The 10003-nt window shown below is 42.5% G+C and carries 8 protein-coding genes; 4 read left to right on the top strand and 4 right to left on the bottom strand.

Annotated elements, in window-relative coordinates:
- Positions 1-525: 525 nt before the first annotated feature.
- Together ahpC and ahpF are read left to right on the top strand one after the other, a co-directional pair.
- Positions 526-1083: an alkyl hydroperoxide reductase subunit C gene (ahpC, locus tag DFP79_RS00490; protein WP_133501904.1), complete on the top strand. Its 558-nt coding sequence runs from the start codon at positions 526-528 to the stop codon at positions 1081-1083.
- Between the two features lie 88 nt (positions 1084-1171).
- Positions 1172-2716: an alkyl hydroperoxide reductase subunit F gene (ahpF, locus tag DFP79_RS00485; RefSeq protein ID WP_133501913.1), complete on the top strand. Its 1545-nt coding sequence runs from the start codon at positions 1172-1174 to the stop codon at positions 2714-2716.
- 126 nt (positions 2717-2842) lie between these two features.
- Here ahpF and DFP79_RS00480 read toward each other — a convergent pair whose 3' ends face one another.
- Positions 2843-4081 (bottom strand): MFS transporter, encoded by a 1239-nt coding sequence (locus DFP79_RS00480; protein WP_133501902.1) that lies wholly within the window; start codon positions 4079-4081, stop codon positions 2843-2845.
- Between the two features lie 172 nt (positions 4082-4253).
- Positions 4254-4757: a glycine cleavage system transcriptional repressor gene (locus DFP79_RS00475; RefSeq protein ID WP_133501900.1), complete on the bottom strand. Its 504-nt coding sequence runs from the start codon at positions 4755-4757 to the stop codon at positions 4254-4256.
- Between the two features lie 157 nt (positions 4758-4914).
- On the opposite strand from DFP79_RS00475, the gene DFP79_RS00470 reads away from it, so the two are divergent.
- Positions 4915-6834, top strand: a complete 1920-nt coding sequence (locus DFP79_RS00470; RefSeq protein WP_166637605.1) for a putative bifunctional diguanylate cyclase/phosphodiesterase — start codon at positions 4915-4917, stop codon at positions 6832-6834.
- Between the two features lie 95 nt (positions 6835-6929).
- The gene (locus tag DFP79_RS00465; RefSeq protein WP_133501896.1) at positions 6930-7568 is read left to right on the top strand and encodes an NAD(P)H-dependent oxidoreductase; all 639 of its coding nucleotides are present in this window, start codon (positions 6930-6932) and stop codon (positions 7566-7568) included.
- Positions 7569-7713: 145 nt separating this feature from the next.
- On the opposite strand, the gene DFP79_RS00460 is transcribed toward DFP79_RS00465, so the two are convergent.
- Complete coding sequence (locus tag DFP79_RS00460) at positions 7714-8730, bottom strand: AraC family transcriptional regulator ligand-binding domain-containing protein (protein WP_133501894.1); 1017 nt, start codon at positions 8728-8730, stop codon at positions 7714-7716.
- A 32-nt stretch (positions 8731-8762) separates the two neighbouring features.
- Positions 8763-9746: a hypothetical protein gene (locus DFP79_RS00455; protein ID WP_133501892.1), complete on the bottom strand. Its 984-nt coding sequence runs from the start codon at positions 9744-9746 to the stop codon at positions 8763-8765.
- Positions 9747-10003 lie beyond the last annotated feature (257 nt).

Genomic DNA, 10003 nt, shown 5'->3' with positions numbered 1-10003 from the left:
ATTGACGTGTTCACTCATCAAAGACTTTAATTTTTTAGAAGTCTCCAGCGAGCGCCCACACAAATTATCTGATTATCTATTTTAAAGAGCGTACCGACTCGGTTACTTAGAAGCGTTCTTCTTAGTGTCTCACTCGTTGTTCTGAGTGGCTTGCCGTGTCAGTGGGTGCGTATATTACCTTCCAGATTTTTTTACGCAAGCACTTTTTTCATTTATTTCGGTTTTTTATCAATCGCGGCATTTTACCTATATTTGCGCTTTAGAGAACAAGCTTTAAAGAAGCTTGCGCTTGTCATACTAGCTTCTTACCCTCCTCGTCTTACTTAGCCCTTTCCTTCTTCTACTCACGCCCTATTATCCAAATCGAAACCATCCACTTTACTAGCCACTATAAGATACAGCCAAACACGGAATAGTTTTTAACTATTAATTTTGTAGATATTAACAATTTCATTAATTTAGTGACTGTTTTTAATATAGCTCTCGTTGGTAACGCAAACCGCAATTAACTTTAGGAGATAAAAAATGGTTAACACTCAAATCAAACCGTTCAACGCTACAGCATTTAAACAAGGTGAGTTCGTCGAGATTTCTGAAAAGGATGTACTAGGTAAATGGGCTGTATTCTTTTTCTACCCAGCTGACTTCACATTTGTTTGCCCAACAGAGCTAGGTGACGTTGCAGACAAATACGAAGAGCTTCAGAAGCTAGGTGTTGAAGTATTCTCTGTGTCTACTGACACTCACTTCACTCACAAAGCATGGCACGACAGTTCTGAGACAATAGGCAAAATCAACTACTACATGGTAGGAGATCAAACAGGTAACGTTACAAACAATTTCGGTGTAATGCGTGAAGGCCAAGGTCTTGCTGACCGTGCCACTTTCTTGATCGATCCAGAAGGCACTATCCAAGCAGTAGAGATTACAGCTGAAGGTATCGGTCGTGATGCTGATGACTTACTTCGCAAAATAAAAGCCGCTCAATATGTTGCTGCGCACCCAGGCGAAGTTTGCCCAGCAAAATGGAAAGAAGGCGAAGCAACATTAGCACCATCTTTAGATTTAGTTGGCAAAATCTAATTTAGACAAAGCCGACTTAGCCTCCCTCATCCCCTCTTAGAGGGAGGCTCTCTACTCTATGTTAAAACACAGTAACGGGTTAACGAACATGTTAGATTCAAATATTAAGCAGCAACTGGACACTTATCTAAAGAATATCATTAATCCGATCGAGATTACTGTGTCCACCAATGGCACCGCAAAAGCAGAAGAATTACTAGATCTTGCTCGAGATATTACGAGCTTGAATGAAAAAATCACTCTATCCGTTGATGAATCCCCAACAGGAAGAGCACCTTTGATGGCAATTGGCCCCCAAGGAGAAGAAACACGCGTTAAGTTTGCAGGAATTCCTATGGGACATGAGTTCACATCACTTGTACTTGCACTATTACAAGCAGGTGGACACCCAGCAAAAGAATCGAAAGAAACCATTGAACAGGCAAAGTCACTTACTAATAAACTTGATTTCGAAATTTATATTTCATTGACCTGCCAGAACTGCCCAGAAGTGGTACAGGCCTTAAACCTATTAGCTGTACTAAACCCGAATGTCACTACAACCATGATTGATGGGGCGCTGTTCCAAGACGAAGTCAACGAGCGCAATATTATGGCAGTACCGTCTGTATATCTGAACGGCGAACTATTCGGCCAAGGCAGAATGTCATTAGATGAAATCCTAAATAAAGTAGATACCGGCGCATCTGACAAACAAGCTGCCGCACTGTCTGAAAAAGCGCCTTACGATGTTCTTGTTGTCGGTGGAGGTCCAGCAGGAGCATCCGCAGCTATCTACTCTGCTCGTAAAGGCATTCGCACGGGCGTAATTGCGGATCGATTTGGTGGGCAGGTCGCTGACACAATGGCGATCGAAAACTTTATTTCTGTCAAAGAAACAGAGGGACCAAAGCTTGTTTCGAATTTAGAACAGCATGTGCTTGATTACGATGTAGATCTAATGAAGACGCAAAAAGCCGTACGTCTTGAGAAAAAAGAATTAATCGAAGTCGAATTGGAAAACGGAGCAGTGTTAAAAAGTAAATCCGTTATTCTAGCGACTGGCGCACGCTGGAGAGAAATGAATGTACCTGGCGAGCAAGAATACAAAGGCAAAGGTGTTGCTTACTGCCCACACTGTGATGGCCCGCTATTTAAAGGTAAGAAAACCGCAGTCATCGGTGGTGGTAATTCAGGCATCGAGGCAGCAATTGATTTAGCCGGAATAGTAGAACATGTAACTGTACTTGAATTTGGCGATCAGCTAAGAGCAGACGATGTATTGGTTAAGAAAGCAGAGTCTCTTGCTAATGTTACGATTATAAAAGAAGCGATGACAACAGAGGTTATTGGCGACGGTCAACGTGTCATAGGCTTGAAGTACACTGACCGTAAATCTAACGAATCACACCTTGTCGATGTCGCGGGAATTTTTGTTCAGATCGGCCTTGTTCCAAACAGTGAATTTTTGAAAGAAACACTAGAGTTAACGGACCGTGGAGAAATTGTCATTGATGGCCGAGGACAAACATCAATTCCAGGCGTTTTTGCAGCTGGTGATGTAACCACACAAGCATACAAACAGATCATTATCTCAATGGGTGCTGGCGCAACAGCAGCTCTTGGAGCATTTGATCACTTAATCAGAAGCTAATGTAGTTTAAACTCAATATTTCACTTTGGTTTGTGCGTGCCAACCAAAACCAACTGGCTGACTTTAATCGAAAGCAGCCAGTTTTTTTATTTTTTATAAACTCGTCGTTGTATGCTCTCTTCCGTTTCAACCCTTTAATTCCATTTTGGATACAATCGTACAGCTGGAACGACTTAAAGATACAATACCAATAATACAGGCAATTATTCCCAACAAAGCTCCCAACCCTATAGCATAACGCCCTCCGAACTCGTCACACAACCAGCCAACAATTGGCCCACCCAGAGCCGTACTTCCTAAAATAACGCTGATAGCAACCGCCATCACACGACCTTTATATCTTTTATCTGAAGAAATTTGCATAAACGCATTTACAGACGTAGTCATAAGTTGCAACGTCATTCCAAGGAAGACTAGCGTAATGCAAAACATCCACATAGAGTCACTCATTGCGACACAAAAACAGGCCACAGCATAAGCAGTTGCAACATATATCATTCTTCTAACGGTTGGAGCAGGAAGGCTTGCAGTCAACACAGCTCCCGTAATAGAACCTACAGCCATCATTGACACTAAAAGACCGTATTGCATCGCGCCTCCGTGGAACTCATTGACATTGATAGAAGACAAATACACAGCAAAACTCATTCCGGTCACGCACACACAAGACACCATTGCCAGAGCAACGACCATCTCGCGACGAGACGAAATATAGACAAAGCCATCCGAGATTTTATTCGGCCCTTTTGTTGAAGATTGATGTTTAAACACACAGGAAGATTTGAGCGAAAACCAGAGAACGCAACACAGCATAGGGATATAAGACATAGCATTCATCAAGATCACCCAACCTGTACTTGTTGAAGCAATAAGCACTCCAGCGATAGCCGGCCCAATAAGACGCGCACTGTTAAACGAGACTGAATTCAAACTAACCGCATTGGTTAGCTTTTTTTCTGAAACGATATCAGATACGAACGCATGTCTTGCCGGAATATCAAACGCCACAACAACACCGTGAATCAATGCTAAAAGATAGAGATGATTCAATGTGACGAGCTCGCTAACAGCTAAAATACCCAACGTTAGCGACGTAGACATTAGTAACAGCTGAGTAATAAACAATAATCTAGCGCGATCAATATAATCCGCTAGAAAACCTGTAAAGGGAGATAAGACTAATTGAGGTATATATTGCAGTAACACGACAATACCTATAGCAGTAGCATTGTCTTTAGAAAGAAACGCAATCACAAGCCAATCTTGCGCCGTTCGTTGCAACCACGTTCCCATATTGGACACAAAAACACTGCCCAACCAAACACGAAAATATCGACTTTCAAGTGAACGGAATGTTTGAAGCACAGCCATCTCCTCATCAAACAGAGCTTTCAACTTAAAATGAACGCAGCGTTCATTCTTCGACTAAAACCGAAATGCTTGATAGGTCGACAACTACAATGGGAATCAGCGGCAATCCATTGCACAACCAAAGAAAGCGACAATCGCTTTCTTATCTATAATTTTTAAAGGGGGTTTAAATACGCTCTACGATAAGATCACTACTAATGTCTTCAATCGCACTCTCCAAATCCGATTCCGTGAGATGTTGGGGCAGAGCTAACAAAAAATTAGCCGTAAACAGCATCTCGGAGCTCATTGGGGCAGGCTCACAAAAACTCTCGAGTTCCTTAACGTTCACTTGAAGACTTGCTAATGCTTCCGCAACTTCCTTCACGATCCCTGGTCGATCGTTTCCGATGACTCGCACAGAGAACTCAGGTAAGTTTCGATCTACCACCGTTGCTCGCTCCACAGAAACTTTAAGCCCTAATGGTTCGAGATCTTCCAACGCGGAAACAAGCTCAGATTCCTGTTTTTTTTCAACATCAACGGTCACAATGCCCGCAAATTTGTCGGCAAGGTGAGCCATCCGACTCTCCTTCCAGCTTGCGTTATTTTGCTGAACAACGTTAGACAACATTTCAACTAAACCGGGGCGATCTTCGCCTATCACTGTTAAAACTAATGTTTGAGACATACTACCTTCCTACACTCATGACATTGAAACTGACGCGGGACACAGCTTGTACTATAAAAGATAGGCTTAAAGTCGAAAATTTGAAAGTTCCAGAACAATCACTTACATTCAATAAATTGCTTTGTCGATTAAATGGTGCAGAAAACAGCAAATGGAAATGAATGATACGAGTTCTGACTCTCAGCAAAATAAAATCGATAAAGAAACGGTTTCAATTCTCTATCGCAATCTACCACCGGGGCTTGCAGTTGCATTTATATCTGCAGTAGCCATCGTTTTTGTATTTTTTGGCGATGAAAGAGATTCGACGAAGTTGTGGTGGTTGCTCGCACTGACCGTGAGCTGCCTCCAACGCATTGTAGATTTATTACTATTTCGGAGAGCAACCCGGTCTTCATCGAACTTCAACGCTCAAAAGTACCAAAGACGATTTTCTATTGGTTGCATTGCTTCTGCTGTGATCTGGTCATCTTACCCTTTCTTGTTATACCAAGGCGCGACGGTTAATGAACAAACTACCAGTATGATCGTCATGACAGGATTATCGGGAGGGGCCGCAACTACATTAGCTGCACACAAACTGACATCAATCAGTTTCATCTTTATTCTCATGGTGCCCTACTCTCTCATCTTGCTCATTTCCTCCTCCGTCCACCATCATGGCCTTGGTGTAATTGGGCTGTGTGCCGCGCTCGCGCTCGCGGTAATGGCTAAGATGAATACACAGCTCTTACTTAACTCAATTAAATTGAAATTTGCGAACACAGATCTACTGGATAAAATGGAAGAAAAAGTAGAACAGCGTTCACGTCAAATCTACGAACTTTCCCACAAAGACCCGTTAACAGGGCTATTAAACCGAGCAGCGTTTTTAGACGCTTTCAAGGGTATTAGCAACTCCCCAGAAAACCAGCATTGCGCTCTGCTTTTTATCGATCTAGATGGTTATAAACTGGTTAACGATGGTATGGGGCATACCGCAGGTGACCAAATCATGAAATCTGTTGCACAACGGATTACCGAAAGTTGTGCGGAATCTCCCCTGATCTGTCGGTGGGGCGGCGATGAGTTTCTTGTTCTTCATCCTTATGTCTCTAAAACCAAAACACTCAAACTCGCCAACAAATTGATCGAAAATTTATCTTACCCTTACCCCGTCACGGCTCAATCAAGTGCAAATATTGGGGCTACAATTGGTATATCCATTTACCCTGAACAGGGTCTTGAACAAGAAATGTTGATTCAACGTGCTGACATGGCAATGTACCAACAAAAAAAGACAGAGAAAGGTAAAGCACGATTTTTTGATGATAATTTACAAAGCCAATTGCTACGTGAACTGCACATACGCAATTGCATGCTCAACGCCATTGGCTCAAATGAGTTCTATGTACTCTTCCAACCCATCATTGATAGATCAAATGAGAGCATTGCATTTATTGAGGCTCTCGCCAGATGGACTCTCGACGAAGACCCAATAAGCCCCGCGGAATTCATTCCCGTAGCAGAACAACATGGACTCATTAAATCTCTGGGAGGACAACTCTTTGAACAAGCATTAACGGAATCCAAAGCATTTATCGAAGCAAGCCCAGCGACCAAACTGTGCTTCAATGTCTCCATCAACCAGCTTCACGATGCACACTTTGCGAAGCTGATTACTCGCTCACTGGAACTGACCGAGTTTCCACCAGAAAAATTAGTGCTTGAAATGACTGAAACCGCAATGGCGGAGGATAAATCCATTATTCTCAAACAGTTACAACAACTTCGCTCAATGGGAGTACAAATTGCCATAGACGATTTTGGCACAGGCTATTCATCATTGGCCTATATGCAAAACTTCGAAATTGACCTAATAAAGCTCGACAGAAGCTTTATTACTCAACTCGATAATGAGCAGACATCTATTATAAAAGCCGTTACAGAGCTGTCTAAAGCATTTCATTTTGACGTAATCGCAGAAGGCATCGAACTAGAAGAACAAGCCGACAGCTTACTTGCATTAAACATTCAGCTGCATCAGGGGTTTCTTTACCACAAACCTATGACAATCAATCAAATAGAAAATCTATAGCAATACTTATTACTTCCTTAATGTTGTACTTGAGATTCCAGAAAGCAATGGCACATTAGTATTATCTTATTAACAACTCTACGAGATGAATGAATATGTCTAAGGTATTAGAAAATCTAGAATGGCGCTATGCCACCAAAAAAATGGATCCAACGAAACAAGTGTCTCAGGAAAAAATAGACACGATTCTAGAAGCAATACGCTTAACCGCAACGTCCAGCGGTCTTCAACCGTATGAAGTGTTTGTGGTAACCAACAAAGAGCTGCGAGAAGAAATAGTACCTCATGCTTGGGGACAAACTCAGATCACTGACGGCTCTCATCTACTCGTCTTCGCTGCGTGGGATAACTACACTGAAGATCGAATCAACACAATGTTTGATTTAGTCAATGAAAAACGCGGTTTCACAAACGATGGCTGGGAAGCTTATCGTCAAAAATTACTTGCTGCATACACTCCTCGTGACGCAAAAGAAAACTATGAGCATGCGGCACGCCAAGCTTACATAGGCTTGGGAACCGCACTGATCGCTGCGGCAGAAGAAGGCGTAGACAGCACACCAATGGAAGGCTTTGATCCTGAAAAAGTAGACGAAATTTTAGGGTTAAAAGAGAAAGGGCTTCGTTCTGTTATCCTTCTGCCTCTAGGCTATCGCGCAGAAGAAGGTGATTGGTTAGCCAAGCTGAAAAAGGTTCGTCGCGCAAAAGAACACTTTATTACCGAAGTAAAATAGAGTTCTGTGTGACCACATGACCTGTGACGAACGGATACGCTGTGTATCCGTTCGTCCATTTTTATCAGAAACTCTAAGAACTTCGCTATATCTCACCATGGTCATTCCATAAGATCCACAGTTCGCTTCACTACCCCAATGACTCTTATTTAGAAACATGCAATGCCCAGCGCCAGCGTTTTCTAGCCCTACGGAAGTTACTCACATCGTAGAAACTGAAATGCTCAACCAAATCCGCTTCTGTATATAACATTCTATCGTGTAAAAAGTGTCCTTCATCTTCACGAATTTGGTCCACCAGCATTTGGTAGTTCGTATTGTGTTTTTTAAGCTTTCGTTTCAAAGTCGCTAAACTCATTCCAACGTGTTCACACAACGCGTCTAGCGAAGGAATGCAACGAACATCCTGTGCTAAGTAAGTACGAACTTCTTCAACAATGCTAGAGGTTTCATTGCTCATCACTTCAGCCAACACTGTTTGATAAAGCCCTTGAGACGGCATTTTCAGGGCAGATTGCGCGAATTGATTCGATATACTCACGCTGTAACGCTTCACTCCGACACCGATTTCCTTTCCCCAAATACCGGAATATTCTTCTAGGTTTTCAGGTACACCTTCTAGTTCAAATTGCCAATCAATGACGGTTCCAATGGGCAGCAACCAATCACACGCATATCGAAATGCCTCCATGCTGTACGTCATCACAAATTGTTTATGGATACTGTCCTGTAGAAGACCGAAGGCATCTCGAAACACAAAATACAAACGTTCTTCAGTTTGCCTGCATTCAACAGCGATAAGAGGAGACCAGTGACTCGTGCTATTCATCAGCAAATAAAACGCATCGTTTAAAGTAGGCGCATGTTGCATCCCTTGCGACCATGTCTGAAGTGCACTGGGTAAAAGTCGCTGCCCTAATTGAAAAGCCAAATCAGAGCTGTGATCAGTGAGCGTTGCGTTATAGCAGAGCTGTGCCATCTGCTCTGCACTGACTCTTCGCTCCAGAGACAAAAAATCATTTTGGAACAGCCTAGTTTTGCGAAGAAACACATCCGGTAATTCGCCAAACTCCATCAATAAATCATTTAACAATGCCATACCGGACTGCAAACTTATAAAAGCATCCGTACTTTCTAGCCATGCTTTTTGCTTGATAGGCACAGGTAAATCACCCTTTATTATTCACGTTGACTTTATCTAACTTGAATTATGTTAGTGGATCCATTGTTTAACGGGATGGATTCAATTAAGGCAAATTGAGCTCGCTTGATGACCTGTACAGCTTCAACCTCGCTCATATTTTCGGAAACACGCTGGGTGGAATGCATGACAGTCATGTCGATAGCAGAATGAGCCGATGCTGGAAAGTAGCGTACTGAACGCAATGCGCCGATCAACCCTTGCACTATTTCATTTTGCCGCTCATCGTCTAAAGTAGGTTGAGAAGGCGAATCCAAAACTAAAAGCACAGCATATTGATCGCCAACTATGTGAAATACTCGGCTTTCATCGGGCAAGTTCCAAAGAATCGTATCCGCAATAATGGATCTCAGTTTGCCATATTCACTGCGCGCTAGAGTCGACTCTTCTGAAGCAATGTCTGGGACGACATCCAAAAAAACAAGCAGTTGTTTATTTTCAGACACCAATGCTTTTTTCAAATGGGGTGTTTGAGGCAAGGACGTTTCACCATGAAGACGGTGAGGCATGCTATGAAAAATCCTAGCGCGCTTATGAAGGTATTTTTGAACTTCCTTCTGCTCTTGATACCAGCGAAACATTCCAAAAGTGAGAGCAAGTAACCCTATAGGCAAAGATTCAAGCAAGCTATCCCAGTAATGACCTTCATGCAGCTTAAAGAACTCATCCAGTACATCTTGATAACACGACGCAAACACACCGAGTAAGCCAAAAGCTAGCCAATTTGTTGTTCTTCCTTTCGGACGTGATGCCAGCACAATGCATAACCAAACACCAAGAAAAAGAGCGGTAGCGCCTTCTCCAAATATATCGATCCATGACCAGTCAGAAACGCGCTTTACATCGCTCGCGCTCATATTCAAAAAGGTCAAAGAGAAGACAGTTAACACCAAAGCAATCAACCAGTATATATGCGGTCGTGCTCGATAGAAGAAATCAGACAATCTATAACAAAAGGTATGAAGAGAGCGAAACATGTTGAACCCCTATTTAGAGTGCCTCGTTTTACGCCTATTTTATGACATTTCCATTGCCATAATATGACAAACAGCGCCCGCGCTAGCGAACTCAATGGGTTTAGTCCGAATCGCTCATGCAACCGATATAAAAGAGACAAACCAAGGGAGTAAACAACCTCAACAGTGGTGTATCTAAGAGAAATGACACTCCTACTCAATAGTCTTATTAGCTCATTTGCATGGGTAAACACCGTCAAAACGATCTATTCACATCT

Origin of the sequence: Marinomonas balearica, assembly GCF_004362145.1 — a bacterium.
GTDB lineage: Bacteria > Pseudomonadota > Gammaproteobacteria > Pseudomonadales > Marinomonadaceae > Marinomonas > Marinomonas balearica.
This window is presented reverse-complemented; position numbering and strand designations above follow the sequence as displayed.